Source organism: Arthrobacter sp. SPG23, assembly GCF_000876655.1.
In the GTDB taxonomy this organism is placed as follows: domain Bacteria; phylum Actinomycetota; class Actinomycetes; order Actinomycetales; family Micrococcaceae; genus Arthrobacter.
In genome coordinates, this window is sequence record NZ_JYCN01000018.1 from 1 (window position 1) to 26,940 (window position 26,940).

Here is a 26,940-nt window from a genome sequence, read left to right on the forward strand (position 1 = left end):
TCCGCCCAGGCCGTCCAACAGCGGGRCAGTCAGTCCCACCAGGGCCAGCAAGGGCAGGACGATCGCCAGGATGAGCTGCTCCCCGTTGCGGAGCATTGTCAGTGCTTCGTACTTTCCCTGGAGCAGGATGCGACGAAGCAGCGGGGCAGGAGCGCTGCCGAGGACCCGGCTCATCGGATCTCCCTTCCCGAGATGTCCAAAAATACGTCTTCGAGGCTACGGGCCTCCAGGCTCATGGAGCCGGGCATGATGCCGTGGGCAGCCCACCAAGCCGTCAGCGAGGCAAGGTCTTCCGGGGTCAGCGCGCCGGTTGCGGCATAGCTCCCGGCTCGGGTTTCGCGGACGTCCACGGCGGGGGGCAGCACGCCAGTGAAGTCCAGGCCGGGCCGTGCCTCGAAAAGAAGCGTCCGGACATGTTCCTGGGCGGCGTCCGCACCCAGATTGCGCTGCAGCAGCTGCGCCACCGTGCCCTCCGCGACGTTCCGGCCCGCATCAATGATGTACACATAGTCGGCCAGCCGCTGGGCATCGTCCATAAGGTGGGTCGTCAGGACGATTCCCATCCCGGCATCCCGCAGTTCGGAAATCAATTGGAAAACCAGCTGGCGTGACTGTGGATCCAGGCCCGCACTCGGCTCGTCCAGGAAGAGGACTTCGGGGTTTCCCACCAGGGCAGCGGCAAGTGCCAGCCGCTGCCGCTGGCCGCCGGAGAGGCGCCGGACCGTGGTCCGGCTAAACGTGTCAATGCCTAGGCGCCCGATCAATTCATCAACAGGCCATGGATCCTGGTACATACCGGCGATATGCTTCAGCAGGGGGATGGGACGGGCCGACGGCGGCAACCCGCCGTCCTGCAGCATCACACCCACGCGGGAGCGGAGCGAGGCCCCTGAAATGTCCGGGTCCTGGCCGAGCAAGGAGACCGTACCGCCGGACCGCCGCTGCAATCCCTGCGCGCATTCAATGGTGGTCGTTTTGCCGGCGCCGTTGGCTCCCAGCAGGGCGGTGACCTGTCCGCGTTCGGCGGCCAGGGAGACGCCGCTGACCACCCGGAGCATCTTGCCGTCAAGGGAAGCCAGCGGGCCAACGTCCTTGATGAGTCCGGTAATGGACAGGACGGGAGAATCGGGAGATCGCACCAAAGCATTCTACGGGATGTAGTACGCGCGCCACCCGACGGGATGTGACCGCAGGTCAGCCTCGCCTTACTGGAACAGGGGAGTAAATTACGACATGATTGTGTTGTGTATTCCATGAGCACTCGACTTTCTGCGCCCCGAACCGGGCAAGCCGCGCCCGATGGCGCCGCCGGTTCGCTCCGGCCCGGGATTTCTGCGCCCGCAACAAGGCCGGCGCCGGCGCCGCACACGTTGCCGGCGGACTCGGAAGAGCGTACGCGCGACCGCGTACTGAATGCTGTGCTGGAGCACGGGCCTGTCAGCGCTGCCGAGCTCGGTGACCTGCTGGGATTCACTCCCGCAGCCGTACGCCGCCACTTGGACCACCTGTCCCGCAGCGGAGTCATTGAGGTCAAACGCGTGGCGAGAGCCGGCGCCGGCGCCGGACGCCCGGCCCGCCGCTACGTCCTCAGTTCGCAGGGCCAGTCCAGCCTGGGCGACGACTACCTCGACATTGCCGGCCAGGCCCTCCAGCGCCTGGGCGAAATTGCCGGACCCGACGCCGTCCGTGAGTTCGCCGTCGAGCGTTTTGCCGACATGGAGCGCAGGTACGCGCCGGAGATCGAGGCCGCCGGCCAGGACATCACCGCCCGGGCGCAAGCACTGTCCGCAGCGTTGAGCCGGGACGGGTTCGTTGCCTCCGCAGCGTCCATTGAAGCCAAAGCGCCGCTCCCCGCTGCGCTTTCAAGCGTCCAGCTCTGCCAGGGACACTGCCCCATCCAGCAGCTGGCCACGAAGTTCCCGGTGTTCTGCGACGTCGAAACCGAGGTCTTCTCCCGGCTCGTCGGCGTCGACGTGCGACGACTGTCCACGCTGGCACGCGGCGGACACGTGTGCACCACCCACATACCTACAGGCCGTCCGGCCGCGAAGGGGCCAGCCGGTCCCGGACACACCACGGACAGCCTGGGCGAAGTATCCAACCATCTGCAAGAAAGGCCGTGATGACGGACCAACTATCAGAGAACAAGGTTGCTGAAACTACTGTGATTTCGGAGATTCTGGAGAAGAACCCCGAGCTCCACGGTATTGGCACCTACGAGTACGGCTGGGCCGACAAGAACGATGTCGGAGCCAACGCGCGTCGTGGCATCAACGACGAAGTTGTCCGGGACATTTCGGCCAAGAAGAACGAGCCGGAGTGGATGCTGGATCTCCGCCTCAAGGGCCTGAAGTACTTCGACCGCAAGCCCATGCCCACGTGGGGTGCAGACCTCTCCGGCATCGACTTCGACAACATCAAGTACTTCGTGCGCTCCACCGAGAAGCAGGCCGCCACGTGGGAGGACCTCCCCGAGGACATCCGGAACACCTACGAGAAGCTGGGCATTCCGGAAGCCGAGCGCAGCCGCCTGGTTTCGGGTGTGGCAGCGCAGTACGAATCCGAGGTTGTGTACCACCAGATCCGCGAGGACCTCGAAGCCCAGGGCGTTATCTTCCTGGACACGGACACCGCCCTGCGCGAGCACCCGGAGATCTTCCAGGAGTACTTCGGCACCATCATTCCCGTGGGTGACAACAAGTTCGCGTCGCTCAACACGGCCGTATGGTCCGGCGGATCGTTCGTGTATGTTCCCAAGGGCGTCCACGTGGATATCCCGCTGCAGGCGTACTTCCGCATCAACACGGAAAACATGGGCCAGTTCGAGCGCACGCTGATCATCGCCGACGAGGACTCCTACGTCCACTACATCGAAGGCTGCACGGCGCCGATCTACACCTCGGACTCGCTGCACTCCGCCGTCGTGGAGATCATCGTGAAGAAGGGCGCCCGCGTCCGCTACACGACCATCCAGAACTGGTCCAACAACGTGTACAACCTGGTCACCAAGCGCGCCATCTGCGAAGAGGGCGCCACCATGGAGTGGATCGATGGCAACATCGGCTCCAAGGTCACCATGAAGTACCCGGCCGTCTACCTTGTGGGCGAGCACGCAAAGGGCGAAACGCTGTCCATCGCGTTCGCCGGCGAAGGCCAGCACCAGGACACGGGCTCCAAGATGGTGCACATCGCACCGAACACCAAGAGCTCCATCATCTCCAAGTCGGTGGCCCGCGGCGGCGGCCGCGCCGCCTACCGCGGCCTGGTCCAGATCCGTGAAGGCGCCAAGCATTCGGCCAACACGGTCCGCTGTGACGCCCTGCTGGTGGACACGATCAGCCGTTCGGACACCTACCCGTACATCGACATCCGTGAAGATGACGTCCAGCTGGGTCACGAGGCAACCGTCTCGCGGGTATCCGAAGAGCAGCTCTTCTACCTCATGTCCCGCGGCATGCGCGAAGACGAGGCCATGGCCATGATCGTGCGCGGCTTCATCGAGCCGATCGCCCGCGAGCTGCCGATGGAATACGCCCTCGAGCTGAACCGCCTCATTGAACTCCAGATGGAAGGATCCGTCGGTTAATGACTGCCGAAATTACTACTGAAAAGGCCCGCATCGGAGCGCCTTCCATCGCAGGCTTCACCGAGGAGGGCGAGGGGCTGGTCGCCGCCAAGGTGGACCACACCCACAACCACGGCGTTACCGTGATGTCCTCCCGCGCTGAACGCCTCACCAGCTTCAACGTTGCCGACTTCCCGCTGCCCACGGGCCGCGAGGAGGAATGGCGCTTCAGCCCGGTCCGCGGACTGGCCAACCTGCTCTCCGACACCGCAACGGACCTCGATCCCGTGCCGGCCGCCGGCTACACGGTCGAAGCGCCGGAAGGGTACGTCCGCGCTCCGCTCGCTCCCGGAGCCGCACCCCGCGGAACCGCCCTGGTCCCGGCGGACCGGGCCGCCGTCGTCGCCTCCGCCAACACGGACGAGGCGCTGCATGTGGTCATCCCGGCGGAAGCCGAACCGGCCGAGCCGCTGCGGATCCTGGTCCACGGCGCGGCCGCCGGCCACCGTTCCAACGCGCACTTCGTGCTGGAAGCGGGCGCCAACTCCCGCAGCGTTGTGATCCTGGAACACACCGGTGCCGCCGACCACAACGGCAACCTGGAAGTCATCGTCGGTGAGGGCGCCAAGCTCACCGTGATCTCAGTACAGCTCTGGGAAGACGATGCCAAGCACCTGGCGCAGCACGACGCGCAGGTGGGCAAGGACGCTGTGTACAAGCACATCGCCGTGTCCCTGGGCGGATCCATCGTGCGCCTGAACTCCAACGTCCGTTTCTCGGGCGAGGGTGCCGAGGCCGAGCTGCTGGGCCTGTACTTCGCCGACGCGGGACAGCATCTGGAGCACCGCTCCTTCGTTGACCACAACATGGCCAACTGCAAGTCCAACGTGCTCTACAAGGGCGCCCTGCAGGGTAAGGACGCACACACCGTCTGGGTCGGCGACGTCCTGATCCAGAAGCAGGCCCTGGGCACCGACTCGTACGAGAAGAACCAGAACCTGGTACTGACGGACGGCTGCCGCGCGGACTCGGTCCCGAACCTCGAGATCGAGACCGGTCTGATCGAGGGTGCCGGCCACGCGAGCTCCACCGGGCGTTTCGACGACGAGCACTTGTTCTACCTCATGGCCCGCGGCATCCCCGAGGATGTTGCCCGCCGCCTGGTTGTCCGCGGCTTCCTCAACGAGATCATCCAGAAGATCAAGGTTCCGGCACTCGAAGAGCGCCTGACCGACGCAGTTGAGCGCGAGCTCGCCGCGAGCGAGAACTGAAACAGGCAGGCAGGAACGCATGAGTGAACAACCCAAGGGTGAACTGGTCTGCAATGCCAACGACATCCAGGTGAAACAGGCACTGCGGATCCTGATCGATGACTACCCGGTTGCCATCGTCAAGGATTCAATGGGCGAAATCCACGCCATCGGCGACACCTGCTCGCATGCGGACATTTCGCTGTCCGAAGGGGAAGTGGAAGGCTGTGCCATCGAGTGCTGGGGCCACGGCTCGCAGTTTGACCTGCGCAATGGCCAGCCTCTTCAGCTTCCTGCCTACGATCCCGTGCCCGTCTTCGCCGTTGAGCTTCATGGCGACGACGTCTACGTGGACGTGACCAATGTTCTGAACGGCGCCACGGTCAGCAACTACTGAGCGCCCGGCTTCACAAGACTTACGAACGAAAAGAAAGAAGAGCATGTCAACTCTTGAGATCAAGGACCTGCACGTCAGCATTGAGACGGAGCAGGGCACCAAGGAGATCCTGAAGGGCGTCAGCCTGACCATCAGGACCGGCGAGACGCACGCCATCATGGGCCCCAACGGCTCGGGCAAGTCCACCCTGGCGTCGACGATTGCCGGTCACCCGCGCTACAACGTCACCAGCGGCACCATCACCCTGGACGGCGAAGACGTCCTGGCCATGAGCGTGGACGAGCGCGCCCGCGCCGGCCTGTTCCTGGCCATGCAGTACCCCGTGGAGGTTCCCGGCGTCAGCATGACCAACTTCCTGCGGACCGCCAAGACCGCCATCGACGGCGAAGCGCCCAAGCTGCGCACCTGGACCAAGGACGTCAAGGCCGCCATGGAGAAGCTGCGCATCGACGCCGACTTCACCCAGCGCAACGTCAACGAAGGCTTCTCCGGCGGCGAGAAGAAGCGCGTGGAGATCCTCCAGCTGGAGCTCTTCAAGCCGAAGTTCGCCGTCCTGGACGAGACCGACTCCGGCCTGGACGTCGACGCGCTGAAGGTCGTTTCCGAAGGCGTTAACCGCGCCCACGCCGAGGGCAACATGGGCACCCTGCTCATCACGCACTACACGCGGATCCTGCGCTACATCAAGCCTGAGTTCGTCCACGTATTCGTCGACGGCCAGGTTGTCGAAGAGGGCGGCCCGGAACTTGCCGACCGCCTCGAAGAAGAAGGCTACGACCGTTACGCCAAGGGTGCGGGCGCAGCCACCATCGCTGCAGCCGACGCTGCAGTCCAGGGCTAGTTAGGACAACGCCATGACCGAAATCAAAGCGGCCCGCACGGGCCTCGAAGATGTCGAAGAGGCACTGAAGGACGTCATTGACCCCGAGCTGGGAGTCAACATCGTTGACCTCGGCCTGCTGTACGGCCTGAAGTACTCGGACGACGACGGCGCCCTGCTGATCGACATGACGCTCACCACGGCGGCGTGCCCCCTCACGGACGTCATCGAAGAGCAGGTGGGCAAGGCCCTCGACGGCGTCGTGGACGACTGGCGGCTGAACTGGGTCTGGATGCCGCCATGGGGTCCGGAGCGGATCACCGAAGACGGACGCGACCAGATGCGTGCGCTGGGCTTCAACATCTAGCCAACGGAGCACCCGCTAACAGCACGACGCGCGGCCGGTCACCTTCCCGAAGGGGGAAGGTGACCGGCCGCCGTCGTTTCGTTTCTGTTCAGCCGAAGCGTCCTGTCAGCTAGAGCGTGGCGGCGCTAAAGGTATCGCATTTGTTGATGTCGCCGGTCTGGTAGCCCTGGTAGAACCACTTCTGCCGCTGGGCGCTGGAGCCGTGCGTCCAGGCCTCCGGCGAAACCCGGCCGGTGGCTGCCTTCTGGATGCGGTCGTCACCAACCGCGGACGCGGCGGACAGGGCATCGTTCAGGTCCTGCTGGGTGAGCGGTTCGAGGAAGGGCTGGCCGGTGTTGGGGTCCTTCTGCGTTGTGGCGTAGCGCACCCAGAGTCCGGCGTAGCAGTCTGCCTGTAGTTCGACGCGGACGGCACCGGATTCGGGGCCCTGCGGATCCTGCTGGGCGCGGTCAAGGTTGCCCATGATGTTCTGGACGTGGTGGCCAAATTCGTGCGCCACGACGTACTCCTGGGCCAGCGGACCGCCGGAGGATCCGAAACGGTCCACCAGGTCCTGGAAGAAGCCGGGATCGAAATACGCGGTGGTGTCGGCCGGGCAATAGAACGGCCCCACTTCGGAGGTCGCCCCGCCGCAGCCGGTGTTGGTGGCCTGGCTGAAGATCACCGTGGTGGGACGCGGATACTCCGTGTTGTACTGGGCGAGGTAGGCCGGCCAGAACGCATTGAGGCTGTTTACCGTTCCGGTGATGCGGCAGTCGAGCCGGGCGTCCGCGTCGGCGCCGGTCTGGCAGGCCGGCGCGCTGCCCGTGCTCTGCGGCTCCTGGACTGTGCCAGTCAGGCCTTCCAGCAGTTGCGGGTTGACCCCAAACAGGGCGGCCAGCAGGAGGATGATTCCGCCGCCGATGCCGCCGCCGATCTTGGTTCCGCGGCCCATCCCGCGCCGGTCCTGGACCTGCGACGGGTCCAGCTGAACGTTGTCATTGAAACTCATAAAGTCACAATAGCCGTACCGGCCCCGCCGGGAGCCCTGGACGCCGGTAAAGTTGATCCGATGCCTTTCCTCAACAGACTCCAACGCTGGGCCGATGACCGCCCCGACGACACTGCCGTCGTCGTGGCGGGCCGGCACCTCAGCTGGGGCGCGCTTCGGGACGCCGCCGCGGCCCGGACTGCGGACGCCGGACAGGTCAGCGTCCTGGCCGAGCCGAATTCCGTGGACTTTGCCGTGTCCTATGCCGCCGCGGTGGCAGGCGACCGGCAATGTGCCGTCCTCGACCCCACCTGGCCCGAGCAGCTCAAGGCAGACATCGCGGCCAGGTTGCAAACTGGCGCCACTGCGGAGCCCGGTCCGCCGGCATCCGCGGAACTCTGCGACGGCACTCCGGAATCCGCCTTCCTGATCGGGCTGACCTCCGGGACCACGTCCGTGCCCAAGGCGTTCACGAGGTCCAGGCGGTCCTGGCAGCTTTCCTTCGATGCGTCCATCGAGTTTTTCGGACTGACCCAGGAGGACAAGACCCTCGCCCCGGGACCGCTGGCGGCCAGCCTCAACCTGTACGCGCTCTCCGAATGCCTGTACGCCGGCTCCGAGTTCCACACGCTGGAGTCTTTCGACGTCGGCGACGTTCACTCGGCCATCACCCATGACGGCATCACCCGGCTTGTGCTGGTGCCCACCATGCTCCGGCTGCTCAGTGAACGCGGACTGGCCGGCTGCGTGGACGCTTCCGGCGTCACGTCCATCATCTGCGCCGGGTCCAAGCTGGACGCCCGTACCCTGGAGGCCGCCCGCCGCTGGGCACCCCGGGCCACCATCTTCGAGTACTACGGAGCCTCCGAACTGAGCTTCGTTTCAGGTGCGGGCCTGCGGGCAGGAGCGCCGCTGGACGCGGGCGGAACGGGAATCGGCAAACCTTTCCCCGGCGTCGAGGTCCGGATCCTGGCCGACGACGGCGCGCCGCTTCCGGACGGCAGGGACGGCAACATCTGCGTCCGCAGCGGAATGGTCAGCAACGGCTACCTCTGGGGCGACGACGGGCAGGCACTGCGCTGCTTCGACGGCTGGTACACCGTGGGGGACCAGGGTTACCTGCAGGACGGCGAGCTCCATATCCTGGGCCGCCGCTCGGACATGATCATCACGGCCGGCAAGAACGTCTACCCGCATGAGGTGGAACTGGCCCTCGCGTCCGTCCCTGGCGTTGCGGCCGCCGTCGCGTCAGGCATGGCGGATGACGTCCGCGGCCAGCGGGTGATCGCCGGTGTGGTCCCTTCCCATGGTGGAATCACCGCTACGCAGCTGAAGGCGGGGCTGGACGATGTCCTGCCCAGGGACAAGCGGCCGCTGCAGTATTTTGCCCTCGCGGAACTGCCTGTGACGGACCGCGGCAAAGTCAGCAGGCAGCTGCTGCTCGACTGGATAGAGTGCGGCGACACCAGGGTCCGCCGCCTTGGCTGAGCCAGCCGCAGACCAGCTGCCGCCCCACCGGCAGCCGGTGGTCATCGCGGCCCTCCGGACTCCCGTCCGGAAGGTCAATGGCGCCTTCAAGGAGCTCCGCGCGCATCAGCTCCTAGCCCCCGTGCTTCGGGGCCTCCTGACAGAATCCGGCCTGCCGGACCACGCTGTTTCGGACGTGGTGATCGGCAATGCCGTGGGAGGCGGCGGCAACGTGGCGCGGCTGGCTTCCCTGGAGGCCGGCCTGCCGGTCAGCGTTCCCGGCCTGACCGTGGACCGGCAGTGCGGATCCGGGCTGGACGCCATCGTGCTCGCATCGCGGCTGGTGGCAGCCGGCGGCAATGGCGCCTACCTCGCGGGCGGTGTGGAGAGCATCAGCACCGCGCCGCTGCGCGCGCACAGGTCCGCCGACGGCAGTCCCGATTTTTTCCGGCGGGCCCAGTTCGTCCCGCTCAGCTACGGCGACCCGGACATGGGAAACGCTGCTGAAAACGTGGCAGCCACTTTCGACATCAGCCGGGACCGGCAGGACCGGTTCGCGCTGCGGAGCCACCGCCTGGCGGTGGCGGCAGCAGCGGCAGGACGCTACATCGGCGAGACGGTGCCGCTGCAGGCCGTGTCAGGAACCGTGGCGTACGACGACGGTCCGCGGGCCAGTATGTCGGCCGCCTTGCTCTCGCGGTTCCGGCCGGCGTTCGCAGCGGGCGGCACCGTCACCGCCGGGAATTCCTGTTTCGACGCGGACGCCGCGTCCGCCGTCGTCATCACGTCCCTGCAGCGCGCGCAGGAGCTGGGCGCAGCAGACGGGCTCCTGGTGCTCGGCACCGACACCGCGGGCGTCGACCCCCGTCTTCTGGGCATGGGTGCCGCGACGGCTGCCGGCCGCCTCCTCGCGGAGCGCGGCATTCAGGCCGCCGACATTGACCTGGTGGAATTCAACGAGGCCTTCGCCTCGCAGACGCTCGCCTGCCTGGACGCGCTCGGCATCGACCCGGAGCGGGCAAACCTCGACGGCGGTGCGCTGGCCTTGGGGCACGCGTACGGGGCCTCGGGCGCTGTTCTGGTGACGCGGCTTCTCGCGCAGGCCCGCGCAGGCACCGCGCAGACGCCCGGGAACACTGCGCAGGCGCGCGGGGCCGGACAGCTGGCGCTTGCCATGATCAGCATTGCGGGCGGTATGGGAACTGCTGCCCTCTTCCGGTACGAACGGCTGGACGGTGTCCCGCGCAGCAGCTAGCTGCTTGCCTGCCCGTCGTCGTCATCTGTCCCCGGTTCGCCGAGCCCCCGGGCGGCGAGGGCATCGCCGGTCTGGCGGGCGTAGGCCACAGTTGTGATGAAGACCGGCAGGACCAGTGCCCGCGGGTTGCGTTCGAGGCCGCGTGCCCGGGCCGAATCCCGGACGTCCGAGTATGCCCCGGCGATGAACGGAATGCTGCGGAGCATGATCGCGATGGTGAGGGCGAAGCGTTCGGGATCCGCCCCAAAGCGCCGGAACGGCACCGCAAGGGACACGACGCCGTCAAGGAGCCGTTGCATGGGCGTGGTGGCGGTCAGTATGGAAGCGGCCACCACGCACACCAGGATGTTGAGGACGATCCGGGCCGCGACCGGGCCGCCCAGCTGCCACCACTGGAACAGTCCGACGGCCAGCAACACGGGCAGGATGGGCCGGACAGCCTTGAACAGACGCCTCACGCCGGCACCGCTGGAGAGGAACAGGGCGCACATGAGGACCAGCGCCGCCGCGGCAACCGCCCAGTCCACCACCAGGAACGAGGCCATCCCGCAGCCGACCACCACCAGGAACTTGAGCCAAAGCGGCGCCCGGTGGACCGGCGACGTGCCGGGAACATAATTGACCAGCAGGAAGTCGTGGCCGCTCACGCGGGCTCCGCTTTGTGCGGCGCCACCGAGGCACTGACCCGCGGAGCGGCAGTGTCCACCGGCGGGAGTCCTGCTGCGGACAGCGCCCGGTAGTGGTCGACGGCGGCGTCCGCACCGCCGTCGAACACCACCCGGCCGGATTCCACCACCAGGACACGGTCCATGTCCCGGACCAGTTCGAGGTCGTGCGTGGACATCACGATCTGCTGGCTGAGGCCCGCCAGGGTCCGGCGGAGGAGTTCCCGGTTCCGCAGGTCCAGGAGGGTGGACGGTTCGTCCAGCACCAGTACCGCGGGCTCAACGGCAAGGACAGCGGCCAGGGCCATCAGTTGCCGTTCGCCGCCGGACAGCTCGTAGATGCTTTGGTCGGCCAGCGGCATCAGCCCAAAGCGGTTGAGGATGGCCGCGGCCGCTTCCTGGCGCTCCCGCGGCTGACGGATGGACCGCCGCAGCGAGAGTTCCACGTCCTCCCGGCCGGTGGGCATCACGAGCTGGGACAGCGGGTCCGTGAACACAAAACCGACTGTGCGGCGGACGGCACGCACGGCATGGACGGTATCGTCACCGTCAACGGTCACTGTTCCGTGGCTCGGTGCAACGAGTCCGTTCAGGAGCCGGAGGAGGGTGGACTTCCCCGATCCGTTCGCTCCGATCACGCCGACCCGCTGTTCGGTGAGGTTCAGCGAGATTCCGTCCAGGAGGGTCTTGGGTTGCGGCCGTCCATCCACCGCAACCCGGACGTTGACTCCGTCCAGCAGGATGCTGCCCATGCTAGTTACGGGCTCCGCCCTTTGGGGCCGTGACCGTCCCGGGCTTCCGGACACCGGCGCGGCGGATCAGGAGATCCGGGAACGCCTTGTGCAGGGCGAGTGCGATGGTGACGGCCAGGACGTTCTTGATGATGTCGCCGGGGTAGTAGGCAAGGTCAAGGATGAACGCCTTGGAAAGGTCCAGCTTGCCGTTGACCATCATGCCCAGCACGCCCAGGCCGTGGACCACCACGATGCTTGTGGCCATGGTTGCAGCGAAGAGGAACAGCCCCCGGTGCTTCAGGGTGCGGCGGAGCACGATGGTGGTGAGCCAGCCGACCGCAAGGGCCGCGAACGGAAAGGCGATGATGTAGCCGGCGGAGGGACCGGCGAGGATCCCCAGTCCGCTCCTGCCGCCGCTGAAGATCGGCAGGCCGGCCAGCCCCAGCAGGGTGTACAGGCCGACGGCGGCGAACGCCCGGCCGGGGCCCAACGCCAGCCCGGTCAGCATCACGGCGAGTGTCTGCAGGGTGATGGGGACCCCAAGTCCGCCGACCGGAATGGCCGCAATGAGTGCGGAGCCGGCCACGAGGGCGGCGAAGACGGCGATGAGGCCGAGGTCCGTGGCATTCCAACGGTTCCGGGCCGGTTTGCCGCCCGGTTTACGGCCGGCACCAGCCTGGCTGGTGACGGCGTTGTCTGTCTTGGTCATGGGGAGATCCTGTCGGTGGGTGCAAGTGCTGGGCAACGGGGATAGGGAGGCAGCCTGCACGGGCCGTTTCCCTGCAATTCCGACGATACGTCTCCGGCAGCGGCCCCATTTTGTAGGGGATCCACTAACAGCGTGCGCTGACTCTGGACGTGGTGGCCAATGAAGGCCTGGCGGGGCGCGGGGGCCGGGGTAATCCGGAAGGAGCGGTGCCGGTAGACTGGTAGAGGCCGTTCTCTCGGCCACACTGCCCCGGCCCCGCCCAGACTCCATCCGTTGTGCCGCGGCGTTCCCTGTTGTGAAAGGCCTTAGCTGCATTGATTACCGTCCAGGATCTCGAACTTCGCGCCGGCGCCCGCCTCCTTATGGACCAGGTGAGCTTCCGGATCGACAAGGGGGACAAGATCGGCCTTGTGGGCCGTAACGGTGCAGGCAAGACGACGCTGACCCGGGTTCTCGCCGGCGAGGGACTGCCCGCTGCCGGCAAGGTCACCCGCAGCGGTGAGATCGGTTACCTTCCCCAGGACCCGCGCACGCCGGACATGGAGCAGCTCGCACGCGACCGGATTCTGTCCGTCCGGGGCCTGGACATCGCCGTCGGCAAGCTCCGCCTGGCCCATGAAGAAATGGCCAGCGAGGACGCCGCCGTCCAGCGTAAGGCGATGAACCGCTACGACCGGCTTGAATCCGAGTTCCTGGCGGCCGGGGGTTACGCCGCTGAAGCCGAGGCAGCAGCGATCTGCTCGAACCTCGCCCTCCCGGACCGTCTGCTGAACCAGCCGCTTAAGACGCTCTCCGGCGGTCAGCGTCGCCGCGTGGAGCTCGCCCGCATCCTCTACTCGGATGCCGAGACCATGCTCCTCGATGAGCCCACCAACCACCTCGACGCCGACTCCATCGCCTGGCTGCGCGACTTCCTGAAGAACCACCAGGGCGGCCTGATCGTGATCAGCCACGACACGGAACTGCTCGAAGCCACCGTCAACAAGGTCTTCCTGCTGGACGCCAACCGCGCCCAGATCGACTTCTACAACATGGACTGGAAGCGCTACCTCCAGCAGCGTGAAACCGACGAACGCGCCCGCAAGCGGGAACGCGCCAACGCGGAAAAGAAGGCCCAGGTCCTGTTCGACCAGGCCAACAAGATGCGGGCGAAGGCCACCAAGGCCGTTGCCGCCCAGAACATGGCCAAGCGTGCCGAACGCCTGCTCAGCGGGCTGGAGGCTGTGCGCGAAAACGACCGCGTGGCGGCGCTGCGCTTCCCCGATCCCTCGCCCTGCGGGAAGACCCCGCTCACCGCGGACGGGCTCAGCAAGTCCTATGGCTCGCTCGAAATCTTCACCGACGTGGACCTGGCCATTGACCGCGGCTCCAAGGTTGTCATCCTGGGCCTCAACGGTGCCGGCAAAACCACACTGCTGCGAATGTTGGCCGGCGTCGACAAGCCGGACACCGGCGAAGTGATCGCCGGCCACGGGCTCAAGGTGGGCTACTACGCCCAGGAGCACGAGACGCTCGACGTCGACCGCACGGTCCTGCAGAACATGCGTTCCTCCGCCCCGGACATGAACGACTCCGAGGTCCGCGGCATCCTGGGCTCGTTCCTGTTCTCCGGTGACGACGTCGACAAGCCTGCCGGTGTACTCTCCGGCGGCGAGAAGACCCGGCTCGCCCTGGCCACGATCGTGGCGTCCAGCGCCAACGTGCTGCTTCTCGATGAGCCCACCAACAACCTGGACCCGGCCAGCCGCTCCGAGATCCTGGGTGCCCTGCGCAACTACACCGGCGCAGTCGTGCTGGTGAGCCACGATGAAGGGGCCGTCGAAGCCCTGAACCCTGAGCGCGTTGTCCTGCTTCCCGACGGCGTCGAGGACCACTGGAACGAAGACTACCTGGACCTGATTACGCTGGCTTAGGCCGCTCGTGTCGCAGGCGTCCTGCTTGCGTCCGCTCCGTCCTTGCGTGTGTTACCTGTGCGCTCGGTGATGCCGGCGCCCTAGCGGACGGGCATCTCTTCTGCGCTGGTGATCTTTTGTAGCTCGTTGTAGGTGATGCTGAACATCGAGTGGTGGTCGCCTGCTCCGGCCCAGAGGAGGCTGTGGGCTTTGAGGGACTCGTCCAATAGTGTCCTGATCTTTTCCGGGTGGCCTACCGGGGCTACTCCGCCTACTTCCTGGCCGGTGTGTTCCAGGACGTAGGCGGGGGAGGCGCGGCGGATCTTTCCTGTTCCCAACCGGGCTGCTACCAGCGCCGTGTCCACCCTCGCCGCACCGCTGGCCAGGATCAGCAGGGGAGTGCCGTCGACGTCGAACACCAGGCTGTTGGTGATGGCCGCTACCTCGCAGCCGAGCGTCGCGGCCGCTGAAGCCGCCGTCGGCACTTTTGAGTCGAACACCGTCACGGTGTCCTCGGCGCCAAGAGCGGCGAGGACGCGCTTGACGTTGGCAACCGGGCCGGGAATACCGTCAGGGCTCATCACTCAGTACCCCTGGGCATCCAGGATGGCGTCTTCCTCTTCCTCCGCCGTCGGATGCTTGCGCTTCCGGGGCGCCGGGCGGCGCCGGTTGGCGGCCATGGCGTACTCGGGCGTACCGTCCCCGGCAGCGTCCTGGGCGTCGATCTCAGCGTTGCGTGCCTGCTGGCGCGCCGCGTAGCCGAAGCCAATGAACATCAACACACCGAAGGCGAACCACTGCAATGAGTACGACAGATGTGTTCCTTCCTCCACGGAGGGTTTCGGGAACGGGTAGGGCATGGTGGCGGCGGCCGGTGTTTCGGAGGCAAGCTGCCCGTAGGCACCCGTCAGCACAGGGTAGCCGAGCTGGGCGGCGTAGGCCGGCAGGTCGATGGAGGCGAGCTGCCCGTCGGGTGCGCCGCGCTGAAGCTCAGGCTCACCCGGCTTGAGCCGCACCACAACTGTGACGTCGCCCGACGGCGGCTCCGGAACAGAATCGGGGCGGCCGGGAGTGTCGTTCCCGATGGGGAGCCAGCCGCGGTCCACCACCACCGTCTGGCCGGTGGTAAGCCTGAAGGGAACCACCACCTCGTAGCCGGGCTGGCCGTTGAGCGGCCGGTTGCGCACCACGCGCTGGCCACCGACGTCGTACCGGCCCTTCAACTCCACCTGGGTCCACTCCTTGTCGGCGTCCAGCCGGGAGAACTGCGCTTCGGCTGCCTCGAAGGGCAAGGGAGTGGCCGAATAGTTGGACGTGACCCGGTTGATCTCCGCCAGGGTCTCGGCCCTGCGGTCCATCTGCCAGCGGCCCAGGAACACGCAGGCAGTGGCAAAGATCGCAGCCAGCAGGAGATAACCCAGCCATTTGCTGGAGAAGAGGAAGCGGTACATTCAGGTGTCCCTGCCCGGTGCGGTGGAAAGAGCCAGCGGCAGGGTCTCTTTCCAGAGGCCCCGGGTCTGCAGGTAGTCTTCCAGCCAGAGCCGGTGCTCCTCGCAGGCCAGCCAGGTCTTACGGCGTTCGGGCGTATGGATCTTCGGGTTGTTCCACAGCAACTGCCAGGCAGCCCCGGCCCGGCAGGCCTTCCGTGAACACATGGGTGCAGCCGTCTCGGCAGGCCCGGCGTCGCCGCCGGCCAGGTCAAAAATGTTCATGAAGCTGCCCGTTCCTGGCCGTCGATATCGTCTTCGTCCTCGATGAGTTCGCCCTGGAGAATCGTGGGCCCTTCGTCCGCGACGGCTGCCCGCGTTTCCGGTGCCTCGAGCTCCGCCAGCGGGGCCGCGTCCAACAGGTAATCGCTGTGAATCTCTGCTTTGTCGCTCCCGTTGGCGATGACCACGGCAATCCACGGAAGAAACACCGCGCCGGCAATCGGCAGGACCTTGAACCAGCCATCAACAACGAACACCAGGATCAGGCAAACCATGCGGATGCCCATGGCCACGGCATATTTGATCATCCGTACGCGCATCTCTTCCGAATGCGCAGTGGCGGCATCCGTAATGCTGTGCACCTCGGCGTCACCGGAGACGGCGTCCGGTTCACCGGACGTCGAAGGTCCGGGTCGTTTTGCAAGTGTCACGGCTGATTCATCACGCTCCCAAGGCTTAATCCAATTCTCTCACCCTCACCAGTGCCGCCCAAACGGACGCTAAGATCGGAGGCAGTAAAAATCCCGCCCCTCACCGCGGTGCCCCATGCCGCAGAATCCCGGAGCAAACTTATGACTGAAGCAGCATCGACAGGCCGCAGCGTCCTGATCACCGGCGGCAACCGCGGCATCGGCCTGGCCATTGCCGAGGCCTTCCTGGCCAACGGCGACAAGGTTGCCGTGACCTACCGCAGCGAGTCGGCACTCCCGGAGGGAATCCTGGGCGTCAAGGCCGACGTCACTGATGAGGCGTCCGTGGATGCCGCCTTCGCAGCGGTCGAGGCTGCGCACGGCCCGGTAGAGGTGCTCGTGGCCAACGCCGGTATCACCAAGGACACCCTGCTGATGCGCATGAGCGAGGACGACTTCACCTCGGTGATCGACACCAACCTGACCGGTGCCTTCCGTGTCATCAAGCGGGCCTCCAAAGGAATGATCCGGATGCGCAAGGGCCGGGTTGTGCTGATCTCCTCCGTTTCGGGGCTCTACGGCGCCCCGGGCCAGATCAACTACTCCGCCTCCAAGGCCGGCCTGGTGGGAATTGCCCGCTCGCTGACCCGCGAACTCGGCGGCCGCGGCATCACGGCCAACGTGGTGGCTCCTGGCTTCATCAACACCGACATGACGGCGGAGCTGCCGGAGGCCACCCAGAAGGACTACCTGTCCAAGGTACCGGCGGGGCGCTTCGCCGAAGCCGCCGAAGTGGCGAACGTGGTGCGCTGGATTTCCAGTGATGAAGCGTCCTACATCTCCGGCGCCGTCATCCCCGTTGACGGCGGCCTGGGCATGGGCCACTAACCCTCCGCGTACTCCCTGACCCGCTCCAAACGCCCGGCCATGAAGGGACCTTTTGCCCATTACACGCCCCTGGTGCGGGTGTGTAATGGGCATACCGGCCGGTGCTGCACCCGGGCCGGCCACACACCACGGGGAACAACACTAGGGAGCTATCATGGCCGATCTCAACAAATGGACGCCGTCGGACGTTCTGGAACCCATCCGGCGTTTCCTCGACGGGGACATGACAATGTCGTCAATCCGTGTGGAACAGTTCATGGACGGAAACACGCTCGTGGTGCGGGCAGAGGTGCCCGGCCTCGATCCCGAGAAGGACGTAGACGTCTCGGTGGCAGACGGCATGCTACACATCAAGGCCGAGCGCGAGGAAAAGACCGAGCATAAGAGCAAGACCGGCTACCGCTCGGAGTTCCGGTACGGCTCGTTCGCACGAAGTGTTTCGCTGCCCCCGGGTGCCCGGGAGGAAGACGTGACGGCATCCTACAAGGACGGCGTCCTGGAAGTTCGGGCGCCAGCGCCCGAACAGGCACCGCAGGCAGCCGGCACGCGCAAGATCCAGATCACCACTGAGCCGGGTAACCGCCCTGACGAACCACGGCAGAACCCCGTCTAAACCGTAGCGCGCGGCGGGCCGGACGGAAACGCCTGGACCTCCGCCCGTCAGCCCGCTTCCCTGCGTGCGTCACCCAGCCAGCCGGCCACTTCGTCGTCGAGGTCGGCCATGGAACGAAGTTCCAAGTGGTGCATCCACACGCCGGGGGCCGGGCTGACCACTTCCTTGAAGCGGCCCGACTCTATCCGACGCGGCAGGGCGATGGACAGGACGGCCGGAACCTCCGACTTTATGTACCGGGCGGGCCACCACATGTAGGCAAATCCCCGGCGTCCCTTGAAGGCCACCTGGCTTTTGGTGGCCCTTATGGTCGACGGCGCGTACCCGGCCAGCATGCGCTCCACCTGCCGCAACAACTCCAGCCCCAGCGGGGAACCGCGGAAGACTTCCTCCGGGGTCGAATCCTCGGCGGTGCCGCGGGTCACGGCCTGCCCGCCGATCGGTGGTCCCTCAAGCCCATGGCGGTGAGCCTACGCCGGGAGGCCCGGGGCGGCAATGACCGGAACTAGCCCGGGTCCGCTTCTTTGTTGACGTCAAACAACTGGATTCTCCCCGTCCGCTGGCATGATGGATGGCAGACCCACAGATTTTGGACGTTTGGAACAAAGGAGCTCGAATGGGATTGCTGGACAACAAGACTGCTATTGTGACCGGTTCGTCGAGGGGGATCGGCGCTGACGTCGCCAAGCTCCTCGCAGCCGAAGGTGCCGCCGTCGTGGTGAACTACCGACAGAAGGCCCCGCGGGCCAACAAGGTTGTCGCTGAAATCGAGGCGGCCGGGGGCCGTGCCGCTGCGGTCGGCGCCGACCTCACCACGCAGGAAGGTGTCCAGGCCCTGGCCAGCGCGGCTATGGAGAACTTCGGCTCGCTCGATGTCCTGGTCCTCAACGCTTCCGGCGGGATGGAGTCGGGCATGGAAGAGGGCTATGCCCTGAAGTTGAACCGTGATGCCCAGGTCAACATGCTGAACGCTGCCGTGCCGCTGATGCGTGAAGGCTCCCGCGTGGTCTTCGTGACCAGCCACCAGGCCCACTTCATCGACTCCGTGCCCACGATGCCGGAGTACGAGCCCGTGGCACGCAGCAAGCGCGCCGGCGAGGACGCCCTGCGCGCCCTCATTCCGAACCTTGCGGACAAGGGCATCTCCTTCGTGGTGGTTTCCGGCGACATGATCGAAGGAACCGTTACCGCAACGCTGCTTGACCGGTCCAACCCGGGCGCCATCGAAGCCCGCCGGGCCGAAGCCGGCAAGCTGTATTCGGTTGCCGAGTTCGCCGCGGAGATCGCCAAGATGGTGACTGCCGACGTCGAGACCGGCCACACCGAGTACGCCGGCGGAGCCGATTACTTCGGCAAGAGCACCGGCCAGGCAGGCTGACACCGCCGCCCGGAAGCATGACCGGGCAGCATGAAAGAAGGCCGGGCATCTGCCCGGCCTTCTTGCTGCCACCTCAATCTTTCGTTACCCGGGCGCCACGCCTGTTTGCGCGTGCGTGGCCGTAGCCTTACACCCCGGCGATGTGGCGCACGGCGTCCAGGTAGGGCAGGTTTACCGCCGCATCGGCGGCAGCGCGCACGGCGGGTTTCGCGTTGAAGGCTATGCCGATCCCGGCGGCACTGAGCATGTCCAGGTCGTTGGCCCCGTCACCCACCGCGATCGTGTGCTCCATGGGGATGCCCTCGGCGGCAGCCCACTCGCGGAGGTACTTTTCCTTGGCCGCACGGTCGATCACCGCTCCGAGGACCTTGCCGGTCAACGCGCCGTCGACAATTTCCAACTCATTGGCGATCCAGTAGTCCATCCCGAGGTCCTCCGCAATGGGGCGCAGGATCTGGTTGAACCCGCCCGACACCACTGCCACGGCGTGGCCTGCCGCCTGGAACGCTGCAACCAGATCGGCAGCGCCTTCGCTGAGCTTCACTTCAGCCCGCACGGAATCGACGACGTCGGCCGGCAGCCCGGCGAGGACCGCCACACGCGCATGCAGGCTCTGGGCGAAGTCGAGTTCCCCGCGCATGGCCGCTTCGGTGACCGCCGTCACCTCTTCCTTCTTGCCGGCGTAGGCAGCCAGGAGCTCAATGACCTCCTGCTGGATCAGCGTGGAATCGACATCCATGATGAGGAACTTCCGCGGTGCATCCCGGAGCGACGCCGGGACGATCGCCGTGTCCATTCCGGTGAAGCCGGCAAAAGCCACCTCCTGACGCAGCGCGGCGATCTCGGCCGCCGTGCCGGATTCCACGGAGAAATCCACCGTGCACACCTCAAAGCGGGTGTCGCCGGCACGGGTTTCGGCGGAGAAGGAAGCGCCTGACCAGGTCAGCAGGGACCGGAGCTGCTCCAGTTCCGAAGGGGACAATTTCACGCCGTAGCTGACCGCAGTCACGTTCGAACTCATGGCTGCAATCTTAGCCAGCGCCATCCCGGCGCCCGAATTCGTTTCATCGCGCCTGGTGCAGCGGCCGCCCACGGTGTATCAGTTATCAGTCGCACCCGGTTTTGTCCTAGTGTCTACTCCTATGAGTGATGTTCTTGAAATGGCTGGCGTCAGCGTTGTCCGCGGAGCCAAAACGCTCCTCAACAAAGTGGACTGGCAGGTCAAAGAAGGCGAACGCTGGGTAATCCTCGGCCCCAACGGCGCCGGCAAGACCACTCTGCTCCAGATTGCGGCGGCACGGCTCCACCCCACGAGCGGCATGGCCGGCATCCTGGAAGAAATGCTGGGGGCTGTTGACGTCTTTGAACTCCGGCCCCGCATCGGTCTTTCCTCCGCCGCCCTGGCCAACCAGATTCCCGAGCATGAGAAAGTGCTCAACGTTGTCGTGACTGCTGCCTACGGAGTGACCGGGCGCTGGCGTGAAGGCTACGAAAAAGACGACGAACGGCGTGCGTTCCGGCTCCTGAACGACTGGGGGATGGGCCCGCTGCTCAACCGTCCGTTCGCTTCCCTGTCAGAAGGTGAACGAAAGCGGGTCCAGATCGCCCGGGCCCTGATGACTGACCCCGAGCTGCTCCTCCTGGACGAACCCGCGGCCGGGCTGGACCTTGGCGGCCGTGAAGACCTGGTGCACCGCCTCAGCGAGCTGGCACGCGACGAAACGGCCCCCGCGATTGTTCTGGTGACCCACCACCTGGAAGAGGTCCCGCCGGGCTTCACCCACGCCATGCTGATGCGGGACGCCCAGGTGGTGGCCGCGGGCCCTATCGCGGAGGTCCTGACGTCCGAGCACCTGAGTGAGACGTTCGGGCTGCCCCTCGACGTCACGGTCAACGCGGGACGCTACGCCGCCACCGCCCGCCGCTGACCCGGCAGTCTTCCGAGCGTGGAGTTACTCAACGGCGTCTTCATTTTCTTTGCCGGGCTGTGGGCCGGAACCATCAACAGTGTTGTGGGTTCGGGCACCCTGGTCACCTTCCCGGTGCTTATTGCCCTGGGCATTTCCCCGGTAACTGCCTCCATCAGCAATGCGATGGGCCTGGTGGCGGGCAACGCCGCCGGCGCGTGGGGATACCGCAAGGAACTGGAGGGGCGGGGCAGGCAGCTGCTCCGCCTGCTGCCTGCATCCCTGCTGGGCGGCATCAGCGGGGCCTGGCTGCTGCTGCACCTTCCGGAGAAGGTGTTCCACTACGCGGCACCCGCCCTGATTGTGCTCGCGCTGCTGATGGTGGTCTTCCAGCCCCGGCTCCAGCACTGGGTAAGGAACCGGGAGGCCAACCCGGAGCACGCCATCAGGGACAAACGACACGGCGTGCTGCTGATCGTGCTGGTGTACCTGGCCGGCGTCTACGGCGGCTATTTCGTGGCCGCGCAGGGCATCCTCCTGGTGGGGATCCTGGGCGTATTCATGACGGGAACCATCCAAAACGCCAACGCCATGAAGAACATCCTGGTGCTTGGCGTCAACATCGTGGCAGCGGCGTCCTACCTGCTCTTCGCGTTCGGGCGCATCAACTGGACCGTAGTGGGCATCATTGCGGTGAGCTCGCTCATTGGCGGTGTCATCGGCTCCAAGGTGGGCCGGCGGCTTTCCCCGCCGGTCCTGCGCGGGGTCATCTTTGCGCTCGGTCTCGTGGCGCTGGGCTTCATGATCACGAACCTGTTCAAATGACCGGCACCTACGCCCCCGATGAATTGATTTCCAGTGACTTTCCACTATCTTGAATCCGCTGACGATCCGCGTGTTTCCGACTACACGCGCCTAACGGACGTACACCTTCGCAAGCTCCGGGAGCCCGCCGAGGGCATGTACATCGCGGAGTCGTCGCGTGTGCTCCGGCGTGCCCTGGCGGCCGGTCACCGGCCGCGGTCCTTCTTCCTTGCGGAGAAGTGGCTTGAGGACCTCAGTGACGTCTTCGACCGGTTCCCGGACGTGCCGGTGTACATAGGCAGCGCCGCCCTGCTGGAGGACATCACCGGATTCCACCTGCACCGCGGCGCCATGGCCGCCATGCACCGTCCGTCGCCCGTCCCGCTGCCCGAACTGCTTGCCGGTGCCCGCCGGGTGGCTGTCCTCGAGGACATCGTGGACCACACGAATGTGGGTGCCATCTTCCGGTCCGCGGCCGCTTTGGGCGTGGACGCCGTGCTGGTGTCTCCCCGGTGCGGCGACCCCCTGTACCGGCGCAGTGTCCGCGTGAGCATGGGCACGGTGTTCCAGGTTCCGTGGGCCCGCCTGGAGTCGTGGCCGGGTGATCTTGGCGTCCTCCGGGAGCAGGGTTTCACGGTGGCCGCCCTGGAGCTCACCGGAGACGCCGTGGACCTCGACGAACTCGCAGCACGGAATCCGGACAAGCTCGCGCTGGTTCTCGGCACGGAAGGGGCAGGCATGAGCCCGGACACGCTCTCCGCCGTGGACCTCGCCGTCAAGATTCCCATGCGGGCCGGAGTCGACTCGCTCAACGTTGCGGCTGCTTCCGCCGTCGCGTTCTGGGAACTGCGCCCGAAGGACTGACGCCTGATTCGTGCCGAATCCCTGTTTGGGCTAGGATTGAGTGTTGGTCCGGACACCTGGTGTTTCGGCCGCATCCCATTCATACCTGGCAACTGGCAAAATCCAGTTGCGTGAACGAAGGTCCCATTATGAAGTCTGATATCCACCCGAAGTACGAAGCTGTTGTATTCAACGACCTGGCTTCCGGCGTCAAGTTCCTGACCAAGTCCACCGTGTCTTCCAAGAAGACTATCGAGTGGGAAGACGGAAACACCTACCCGGTCATCGACGTCGAAATCTCCTCCGAGTCCCACCCGTTCTACACGGGCAAGCAGCGCATCATGGACTCCGCAGGCCGCGTCGAGCGCTTCAACGCTCGCTTCAAGGGCTTCGGCGGCAAGAAGTAACATTCTTCTCCCAAGGTCAATTGGAAAAGCCCGCACCGGCAACGGTGCGGGCTTTTGCGTTTCCGGTCACCTGCACGGTGGGGCAGGATGGGATGCATGACATTTCCTCCTGTTGAGAGCCGTCCGGCGGACGGCATGCACGACGACGGCGGCCGGCGCCACGGTGAGTACAAGGTGCCCGGCGGCAAGCTCGTTGTGGTGGATTTCGACGTCGTCGGCGGGCACTTCGCGCATGTTTCCCTCAGTGGTGACTTCTTCCTGGAACCCGACGAAGCGCTGCTGGACATCAACCGCGCCCTGACCGGCCTTCCGGAAACAGCCGCAGCCGCAGATATCTCCACGGCTGTCACCGCGGCCCTGCCCGAGGACGCGGTCCTTTTTGGTTTCTCCGCCGATGCCGTCTCCATCGCCGTCCGCCGGGCGCTGGCGAAGGCGACCGGCTGGGCTGACCACCACTGGAATGTGATCGCCCCGTCAGTGCTGCCGACGCATGTCAATGTCGCCCTGGACGAGGTGCTCACCGAGGAAGTCGGGGCGGGGCGGCGGAATCCCACCCTCCGGTTCTGGGACTGGGAGGAGCCGTCCGTGGTGATCGGCAGCTTCCAGTCGGTCCGCAATGAGGTCCATCCCGAGGGCGTGGCACGGCACGGCATCAGCGTGGTCCGCCGGATCAGCGGCGGGGGAGCGATGTTCATGGAAGCGGGCAACTGCATCACTTATTCGCTGTACCTGCCGCAGACCCTCGTGGACGGCATCAGCTTTGCCGATTCCTACGCGTTCCTGGACGCGTGGGTGATGGCTGCGCTGGAAAAACTGGGAATCAGCGCCTTCTATGTGCCCCTCAACGACATCGCCACGGAGCAGGGCAAAATCGGCGGTGCGGCCCAGAAACGCCTCGCGAACGGCGGCATGCTGCACCACGTCACCATGAGCTACGACATCGACGCCGACAAGATGGTGGAGGTGTTGCGGATCGGCAAGGAAAAGCTCTCGGACAAAGGCACCACCAGCGCCAAGAAGCGGGTGGACCCCCTGCGCCGCCAGACCGGCCTGCCCCGGGCGGACATCGTTCAGGCCATGATGGATGTCTTCAGCGGCCGGTACGGGGCCACACCGTCAGTCCTGACGGACGCCGAACTTGCCGCCGCGCATGATCGAGTGGCGGCCAAGTTCGGCACCGAGGAGTGGCTGCACCGGGTCCCTTAGCAGATCCCCCGGGTCCGGAAGGACTAGGAGGCCTGCCGCAGCGCAGCCGCCTGGGCCGAAAGGGCTCGGTGCAGGTGGCTCCGCTGCTCGACGATGATGCGGCGCAGTGCCCGCGGGGCCTCCGGGTGCCCCTCGAGCCAGCCGTCTGTCAGGACAATCACGGCATTCGTGTCCGGACTGCCGCCGTCCAGGTCCTGCCCTGCGGGGTAAAGCCCGCGGACAATCCGGCTGGCGATCTCGATGCTGCGCTCAGCCCAAACGTCTTCCAGGCATTCGAAATACGGTTCCACGAACGGCTCCAGCAGGCCGTCAGGTGCGGTGTTGAAGCCTGCGATCGTGGCGCTCAGCAGCTGGTTGGAGAGCGCAGTGCCTTTGACGGCGGCCTCCCAGGCAGCGGCTTTGACGGCGGCATCCGGACGGGCTGCGAGTGCCGTGGCATGGCCGGCGCGGCCGGAAGCCGTGGTGTCGCGGGCAAGTTCAGCATCGAGTTCGGCCTCCGTTGCCTGCCCGTTGGCCGCCAGGGCCTGCCACAGGCTCCAGCGCAGCTCCGGGTCGACGGCAAGGCCTTCGAACACCGTTGTACCGTCCAGGATCCCCCTCACGAGGTCAAGGCGGCCTGTTGCCTGCCGGCTGGTGGTGGCGAGGGTCCTCGCCCAGGCCAGCTGGTGGTCCGAACCGGGGCGGGCTGCGCCAAGTTCCCGGGCCGCCACGTCAAGGAAACCGTCCCGGACCGTGGCCCGTTCCGAAGCGGGGACATAGCGGTCGATCGCGGTTGAGGCGTTGCCCAGCACGTTCAGCAGGACACCGATTCCCTGTTCAACAGGGCCGAAGGTTTCCACTGCCGCTACATAGCGGTCCGCCGGTGCCACACCGTCGCGTGCCGCATCCCAGAGTGCAGTCCAGCACAGCGCCCGCGCCATCGGATCCTGCAGGGCGCCGAGGGACGCGCGCGCGGTCGCTTCGGAGCGGGGATCAAGACGCACCTTCACGTAACTGAGGTCGTCATCGTTGACCAGAAGGAGCGCCGGACGTGGTTTGCCCTCCAGTTCAGCCACCACCGTGCCCTGGCCCGTCAGGTCTGTTTCCACGCTGTCCACGCGGACCAGCAGGCCCTCCGCGTCGAAGTCGTAGAGACCGATGCGCAGCCGGTGCGGGCGCAGTTCCTGGCGTCCCGTGGCGGGGTCCACCGCATCCTGGACGAGGGTCACTGAGCCCAGCACGCCGTCGTGCTCTTCGATGGTGGCAGAGACGGTTGAGATCCCCGAGGTCTGCAGCCACTGGCGCGCCCATGATGCCAGGTCCCGGCCGGACGCCTCACCCAGGGCCGCCAGCAGGTCCGCCAGCGTGGTGTTGCCGTACTCGTGCTCGCGGAAGTACCGGCGGGAGCCGGCGATGAATGCCTCGAAGCCGACGTAGGCCACGAGTTGCTTGAGCACGGATGCGCCCTTGGCGTACGTGATGCCGTCAAAGTTCTGCTTGGCGGCCTCGAGGTCGGGAATGTCGGCCACGATGGGGTGGGTGGTGGGCAGCTGGTCCTGGACGTAGGCCCAGGCCTTGCGGTTGTTGGCGAAGTTCACCCACGCCGTATCCCAGTCCGTGGCGCGGTCCACGGCCAGGGTGCCCATGTAGTCGGCAAGGGACTCCTTGAGCCACAGATCGTTCCACCATTTCATGGTCACGAGGTCGCCGAACCACATGTGCGCCATTTCGTGCATGAGGGTGTTGGCCCGGCCCTGGTACTGGGAATCGGCCGCGCGGGACGTAAAAACGTAGTTTTCGGTGAAGGTGACCAGCCCCGGGTTCTCCATGGCCCCGAGGTTGTACTCGGGCACGAAGGCCTGGTCGTATTTGCCCCAGGGGTACGGGTAGTCAAAAAGGTTGTTGAAGAAGCCGAGCCCCTTCTTGGTGAGCTGGAACAGGTGCCCGGTGTCGAAGGACCCGGCCATGGACTTGCGGCAGTACAGGGCCAGCGGGACTTCCAGTGCGGTGCCGTCCTCCAGTGTTCCGCTCCAGTGGTCCAAAGCCTTGAAGTAGGGGCCGGCCAGCACGGTGGTGATGTAGGTGGACATCCGCGGCGTCGGCGCGAAGTCCCAGCGGCTGGTGGCGGGGTCGCTCGTCAGCTGCGTGCGGCCGGCCTCGGCGCCGTTGGAGGCCACCTGCCAGTCGGACGGAGCCATCACGTGGAAGGTAAATTCCGCTTTGAGGTCCGGTTGTTCAAAGTTTGCGAACACCCGCCGCGCATCGGCGGGTTCGTACTGGGTGTAAAGGTAGCACTGGCCGTCCGCGGGGTCGAAGAAGCGGTGCATGCCCTCGCCGGAGGTGCTGTACAGCGCTGTTCCGGTGACGGTCACCTGGTTTTCGGCCTGCAGGTTGTCCAGCCGGATGCGGGATCCGTCCACGACGTCGGCGACGGAAAGCCCTTTTCCGTTCAGGAAGACACTGTGCACGTCGCTGCTGATGAAGTCCAGGAACGTGGATCCGCCGGGTTCCCGGGCCGAGAAGGTGATGACGCTGCGGCTCGTATAGCCCGTCTCCTCCGGGTCCTGCGCCTGGCGGACGTCCAGGGAAACGTCATAGCTGTGGGTGGTGATCAGGGCTGAGCGGGTTGCCGCTTCATCGCGTTGCAGGTTCTCATTCGACACCAAGCTATTGAATCATGGGCCCGGCCGGACCATCCCCGAGGC

Annotated in this window: 29 protein-coding genes and 1 pseudogene; 17 read left to right on the plus strand and 13 right to left on the minus strand. The window is 65.9% G+C overall.

What is annotated here, in order from left to right:
- Together TV39_RS10745 and TV39_RS10750 are read right to left on the minus strand one after the other, a co-directional pair.
- A pseudogene (locus tag TV39_RS10745) lies at nt 1-174 on the minus strand (ABC transporter permease); the annotation flags it as partial.
- Nucleotides 171-1,139 carry an ABC transporter ATP-binding protein gene (locus TV39_RS10750; protein WP_043481511.1) on the minus strand — a complete coding sequence of 323 codons (969 nt, stop codon included), beginning with the start codon at nt 1,137-1,139 and terminating at the stop codon, nt 171-173. The pseudogene TV39_RS10745 and the gene TV39_RS10750, both read right to left, overlap by 4 nt.
- Before the next feature lie 114 nt (nt 1,140-1,253).
- On the opposite strand from TV39_RS10750, the gene TV39_RS10755 reads away from it, so the two are divergent.
- From TV39_RS10755 to TV39_RS10780, 6 genes are read left to right on the plus strand one after another with little or no spacing between them, the layout of a single operon-like run.
- Nucleotides 1,254-2,123 (plus strand): helix-turn-helix transcriptional regulator, encoded by an 870-nt coding sequence (locus TV39_RS10755; RefSeq protein WP_235347364.1) that lies wholly within the window; start codon nt 1,254-1,256, stop codon nt 2,121-2,123.
- Nucleotides 2,123-3,586, plus strand: a complete 1,464-nt coding sequence (gene sufB, locus TV39_RS10760) for a Fe-S cluster assembly protein SufB (protein ID WP_043481512.1) — start codon at nt 2,123-2,125, stop codon at nt 3,584-3,586. The genes TV39_RS10755 and sufB overlap by 1 nt, the downstream gene beginning before the upstream one ends.
- Entirely contained in the window at nt 3,586-4,836 is a 1,251-nt protein-coding gene (gene sufD / locus TV39_RS10765; RefSeq protein WP_043481513.1) for a Fe-S cluster assembly protein SufD, read from the plus strand. The genes sufB and sufD overlap by 1 nt, the downstream gene beginning before the upstream one ends.
- Before the next feature lie 19 nt (nt 4,837-4,855).
- Nucleotides 4,856-5,212 carry a non-heme iron oxygenase ferredoxin subunit gene (locus tag TV39_RS10770; protein WP_043481516.1) on the plus strand — a complete coding sequence of 119 codons (357 nt, stop codon included), beginning with the start codon at nt 4,856-4,858 and terminating at the stop codon, nt 5,210-5,212.
- Nucleotides 5,213-5,255: 43 nt separating this feature from the next.
- Nucleotides 5,256-6,053 carry a Fe-S cluster assembly ATPase SufC gene (gene sufC, locus TV39_RS10775; RefSeq protein ID WP_043481517.1) on the plus strand — a complete coding sequence of 266 codons (798 nt, stop codon included), beginning with the start codon at nt 5,256-5,258 and terminating at the stop codon, nt 6,051-6,053.
- A 13-nt stretch (nt 6,054-6,066) separates the two neighbouring features.
- Nucleotides 6,067-6,399, plus strand: a complete 333-nt coding sequence (locus TV39_RS10780) for a metal-sulfur cluster assembly factor (RefSeq protein WP_011691953.1) — start codon at nt 6,067-6,069, stop codon at nt 6,397-6,399.
- Nucleotides 6,400-6,508: 109 nt separating this feature from the next.
- Here TV39_RS10780 and ypfJ read toward each other — a convergent pair whose 3' ends face one another.
- Nucleotides 6,509-7,390: a KPN_02809 family neutral zinc metallopeptidase gene (gene ypfJ / locus TV39_RS10785; protein ID WP_011691954.1), complete on the minus strand. Its 882-nt coding sequence runs from the start codon at nt 7,388-7,390 to the stop codon at nt 6,509-6,511.
- 60 nt (nt 7,391-7,450) lie between these two features.
- On the opposite strand from ypfJ, the gene TV39_RS10790 reads away from it, so the two are divergent.
- Together TV39_RS10790 and TV39_RS10795 are read left to right on the plus strand one after the other, a co-directional pair.
- The gene (locus tag TV39_RS10790) at nt 7,451-8,857 is read left to right on the plus strand and encodes a class I adenylate-forming enzyme family protein (protein WP_043481520.1); all 1,407 of its coding nucleotides are present in this window, start codon (nt 7,451-7,453) and stop codon (nt 8,855-8,857) included.
- Complete coding sequence (locus tag TV39_RS10795; RefSeq protein ID WP_043481522.1) at nt 8,850-10,091, plus strand: thiolase family protein; 1,242 nt, start codon at nt 8,850-8,852, stop codon at nt 10,089-10,091. The genes TV39_RS10790 and TV39_RS10795 overlap by 8 nt, the downstream gene beginning before the upstream one ends.
- Here the strand turns inward: TV39_RS10795 and TV39_RS10800 are convergent.
- From TV39_RS10800 to TV39_RS10810, 3 genes are read right to left on the minus strand one after another with little or no spacing between them, the layout of a single operon-like run.
- Nucleotides 10,088-10,738 carry an energy-coupling factor transporter transmembrane component T family protein gene (locus TV39_RS10800; RefSeq protein WP_043481524.1) on the minus strand — a complete coding sequence of 217 codons (651 nt, stop codon included), beginning with the start codon at nt 10,736-10,738 and terminating at the stop codon, nt 10,088-10,090. The two genes, TV39_RS10795 and TV39_RS10800, sit on opposite strands and share 4 nt — an antisense overlap.
- Nucleotides 10,735-11,508, minus strand: coding sequence for an energy-coupling factor ABC transporter ATP-binding protein (locus TV39_RS10805; protein WP_043481525.1), 774 nt, complete (start codon nt 11,506-11,508; stop codon nt 10,735-10,737). The genes TV39_RS10800 and TV39_RS10805 overlap by 4 nt, the downstream gene beginning before the upstream one ends.
- Before the next feature lies 1 nt (nt 11,509).
- Nucleotides 11,510-12,199: a biotin transporter BioY gene (locus TV39_RS10810; protein ID WP_043481526.1), complete on the minus strand. Its 690-nt coding sequence runs from the start codon at nt 12,197-12,199 to the stop codon at nt 11,510-11,512.
- Nucleotides 12,200-12,513: 314 nt separating this feature from the next.
- Between TV39_RS10810 and TV39_RS10815 the strand changes: the two genes are divergently transcribed.
- Entirely contained in the window at nt 12,514-14,112 is a 1,599-nt protein-coding gene (locus TV39_RS10815; protein ID WP_043481529.1) for an ABC-F family ATP-binding cassette domain-containing protein, read from the plus strand.
- An 80-nt stretch (nt 14,113-14,192) separates the two neighbouring features.
- Here TV39_RS10815 and TV39_RS10820 read toward each other — a convergent pair whose 3' ends face one another.
- From TV39_RS10820 to TV39_RS10835, 4 genes are read right to left on the minus strand one after another with little or no spacing between them, the layout of a single operon-like run.
- On the minus strand, nt 14,193-14,672 hold the full coding sequence (locus tag TV39_RS10820; protein WP_043481531.1) for a YbaK/EbsC family protein: 480 nt from the start codon (nt 14,670-14,672) through the stop codon (nt 14,193-14,195).
- A 3-nt stretch (nt 14,673-14,675) separates the two neighbouring features.
- Nucleotides 14,676-15,542, minus strand: coding sequence for an SURF1 family cytochrome oxidase biogenesis protein (locus TV39_RS10825; protein WP_043481534.1), 867 nt, complete (start codon nt 15,540-15,542; stop codon nt 14,676-14,678).
- The gene (locus TV39_RS10830; protein ID WP_043481536.1) at nt 15,543-15,803 is read right to left on the minus strand and encodes a hypothetical protein; all 261 of its coding nucleotides are present in this window, start codon (nt 15,801-15,803) and stop codon (nt 15,543-15,545) included. It abuts the gene before it with no gap.
- Entirely contained in the window at nt 15,800-16,231 is a 432-nt protein-coding gene (locus TV39_RS10835) for a DUF3099 domain-containing protein (protein ID WP_052500563.1), read from the minus strand. The genes TV39_RS10830 and TV39_RS10835 overlap by 4 nt, the downstream gene beginning before the upstream one ends.
- 141 nt (nt 16,232-16,372) lie before the next feature.
- Here TV39_RS10835 and fabG point away from each other — a divergent pair, with 141 nt between their 5' ends.
- Together fabG and TV39_RS10845 are read left to right on the plus strand one after the other, a co-directional pair.
- Nucleotides 16,373-17,098: a 3-oxoacyl-ACP reductase FabG gene (gene fabG, locus TV39_RS10840; RefSeq protein ID WP_043481540.1), complete on the plus strand. Its 726-nt coding sequence runs from the start codon at nt 16,373-16,375 to the stop codon at nt 17,096-17,098.
- A gap of 154 nt (nt 17,099-17,252) precedes the next feature.
- Nucleotides 17,253-17,711, plus strand: a complete 459-nt coding sequence (locus TV39_RS10845) for an Hsp20/alpha crystallin family protein (RefSeq protein ID WP_043481542.1) — start codon at nt 17,253-17,255, stop codon at nt 17,709-17,711.
- Between the two features lie 47 nt (nt 17,712-17,758).
- On the opposite strand, the gene TV39_RS10850 is transcribed toward TV39_RS10845, so the two are convergent.
- Entirely contained in the window at nt 17,759-18,136 is a 378-nt protein-coding gene (locus tag TV39_RS10850; protein WP_043481544.1) for a DUF5655 domain-containing protein, read from the minus strand.
- 191 nt (nt 18,137-18,327) lie between these two features.
- Between TV39_RS10850 and TV39_RS10855 the strand changes: the two genes are divergently transcribed.
- Entirely contained in the window at nt 18,328-19,089 is a 762-nt protein-coding gene (locus TV39_RS10855) for an SDR family oxidoreductase (protein ID WP_043481547.1), read from the plus strand.
- A gap of 127 nt (nt 19,090-19,216) precedes the next feature.
- Here TV39_RS10855 and serB read toward each other — a convergent pair whose 3' ends face one another.
- Entirely contained in the window at nt 19,217-20,110 is an 894-nt protein-coding gene (serB, locus tag TV39_RS10860; RefSeq protein ID WP_043482180.1) for a phosphoserine phosphatase SerB, read from the minus strand.
- A 121-nt stretch (nt 20,111-20,231) separates the two neighbouring features.
- On the opposite strand from serB, the gene TV39_RS10865 reads away from it, so the two are divergent.
- The 5 genes from TV39_RS10865 (at nt 20,232) to TV39_RS10885 (ending at nt 24,256) form a co-directional block, all read left to right on the plus strand.
- Nucleotides 20,232-21,017: an ABC transporter ATP-binding protein gene (locus TV39_RS10865; protein ID WP_043481550.1), complete on the plus strand. Its 786-nt coding sequence runs from the start codon at nt 20,232-20,234 to the stop codon at nt 21,015-21,017.
- 18 nt (nt 21,018-21,035) lie between these two features.
- Nucleotides 21,036-21,821, plus strand: a complete 786-nt coding sequence (locus TV39_RS10870; RefSeq protein ID WP_043481553.1) for a sulfite exporter TauE/SafE family protein — start codon at nt 21,036-21,038, stop codon at nt 21,819-21,821.
- Between the two features lie 33 nt (nt 21,822-21,854).
- Nucleotides 21,855-22,664, plus strand: coding sequence for a TrmH family RNA methyltransferase (locus TV39_RS10875; protein ID WP_043481554.1), 810 nt, complete (start codon nt 21,855-21,857; stop codon nt 22,662-22,664).
- Between the two features lie 128 nt (nt 22,665-22,792).
- On the plus strand, nt 22,793-23,050 hold the full coding sequence (locus tag TV39_RS10880; protein ID WP_028267311.1) for a type B 50S ribosomal protein L31: 258 nt from the start codon (nt 22,793-22,795) through the stop codon (nt 23,048-23,050).
- 96 nt (nt 23,051-23,146) lie between these two features.
- On the plus strand, nt 23,147-24,256 hold the full coding sequence (locus TV39_RS10885) for a lipoate--protein ligase family protein (protein WP_043481558.1): 1,110 nt from the start codon (nt 23,147-23,149) through the stop codon (nt 24,254-24,256).
- A gap of 23 nt (nt 24,257-24,279) precedes the next feature.
- On the opposite strand, the gene pepN is transcribed toward TV39_RS10885, so the two are convergent.
- Entirely contained in the window at nt 24,280-26,898 is a 2,619-nt protein-coding gene (gene pepN, locus TV39_RS10890; protein WP_043482182.1) for an aminopeptidase N, read from the minus strand.
- Between the last annotated feature and the right edge of the window lie 42 nt (nt 26,899-26,940).

What these genes read in the sequence shown, in the direction of transcription:
- ypfJ (WP_011691954.1), bottom strand. Translation starts at nt 7,390, where the DNA reads ATGAGTTTCAATGACAACGTTCAGCTGGACCCGTCGCAGGTCCAGGAC.
- TV39_RS10770 (WP_043481516.1), top strand. Translation starts at nt 4,856, where the DNA reads ATGAGTGAACAACCCAAGGGTGAACTGGTCTGCAATGCCAACGACATC.
- TV39_RS10880 (WP_028267311.1), top strand. Translation starts at nt 22,793, where the DNA reads ATGAAGTCTGATATCCACCCGAAGTACGAAGCTGTTGTATTCAACGAC.
- sufD (WP_043481513.1), top strand. Translation starts at nt 3,586, where the DNA reads ATGACTGCCGAAATTACTACTGAAAAGGCCCGCATCGGAGCGCCTTCC.
- TV39_RS10780 (WP_011691953.1), top strand. Translation starts at nt 6,067, where the DNA reads ATGACCGAAATCAAAGCGGCCCGCACGGGCCTCGAAGATGTCGAAGAG.
- sufB (WP_043481512.1), top strand. Translation starts at nt 2,123, where the DNA reads ATGACGGACCAACTATCAGAGAACAAGGTTGCTGAAACTACTGTGATT.
- sufC (WP_043481517.1), top strand. Translation starts at nt 5,256, where the DNA reads ATGTCAACTCTTGAGATCAAGGACCTGCACGTCAGCATTGAGACGGAG.
- TV39_RS10865 (WP_043481550.1), top strand. Translation starts at nt 20,232, where the DNA reads ATGAGTGATGTTCTTGAAATGGCTGGCGTCAGCGTTGTCCGCGGAGCC.
- TV39_RS10810 (WP_043481526.1), bottom strand. Translation starts at nt 12,199, where the DNA reads ATGACCAAGACAGACAACGCCGTCACCAGCCAGGCTGGTGCCGGCCGT.
- TV39_RS10855 (WP_043481547.1), top strand. Translation starts at nt 18,328, where the DNA reads ATGGGATTGCTGGACAACAAGACTGCTATTGTGACCGGTTCGTCGAGG.
- TV39_RS10755 (WP_235347364.1), top strand. Translation starts at nt 1,254, where the DNA reads ATGAGCACTCGACTTTCTGCGCCCCGAACCGGGCAAGCCGCGCCCGAT.
- TV39_RS10845 (WP_043481542.1), top strand. Translation starts at nt 17,253, where the DNA reads ATGGCCGATCTCAACAAATGGACGCCGTCGGACGTTCTGGAACCCATC.
- serB (WP_043482180.1), bottom strand. Translation starts at nt 20,110, where the DNA reads ATGAGTTCGAACGTGACTGCGGTCAGCTACGGCGTGAAATTGTCCCCT.
- TV39_RS10885 (WP_043481558.1), top strand. Translation starts at nt 23,147, where the DNA reads ATGACATTTCCTCCTGTTGAGAGCCGTCCGGCGGACGGCATGCACGAC.
- TV39_RS10825 (WP_043481534.1), bottom strand. Translation starts at nt 15,542, where the DNA reads ATGTACCGCTTCCTCTTCTCCAGCAAATGGCTGGGTTATCTCCTGCTG.
- TV39_RS10805 (WP_043481525.1), bottom strand. Translation starts at nt 11,508, where the DNA reads ATGGGCAGCATCCTGCTGGACGGAGTCAACGTCCGGGTTGCGGTGGAT.
- TV39_RS10830 (WP_043481536.1), bottom strand. Translation starts at nt 15,803, where the DNA reads ATGAACATTTTTGACCTGGCCGGCGGCGACGCCGGGCCTGCCGAGACG.
- TV39_RS10790 (WP_043481520.1), top strand. Translation starts at nt 7,451, where the DNA reads ATGCCTTTCCTCAACAGACTCCAACGCTGGGCCGATGACCGCCCCGAC.
- TV39_RS10820 (WP_043481531.1), bottom strand. Translation starts at nt 14,672, where the DNA reads ATGAGCCCTGACGGTATTCCCGGCCCGGTTGCCAACGTCAAGCGCGTC.
- fabG (WP_043481540.1), top strand. Translation starts at nt 16,373, where the DNA reads ATGACTGAAGCAGCATCGACAGGCCGCAGCGTCCTGATCACCGGCGGC.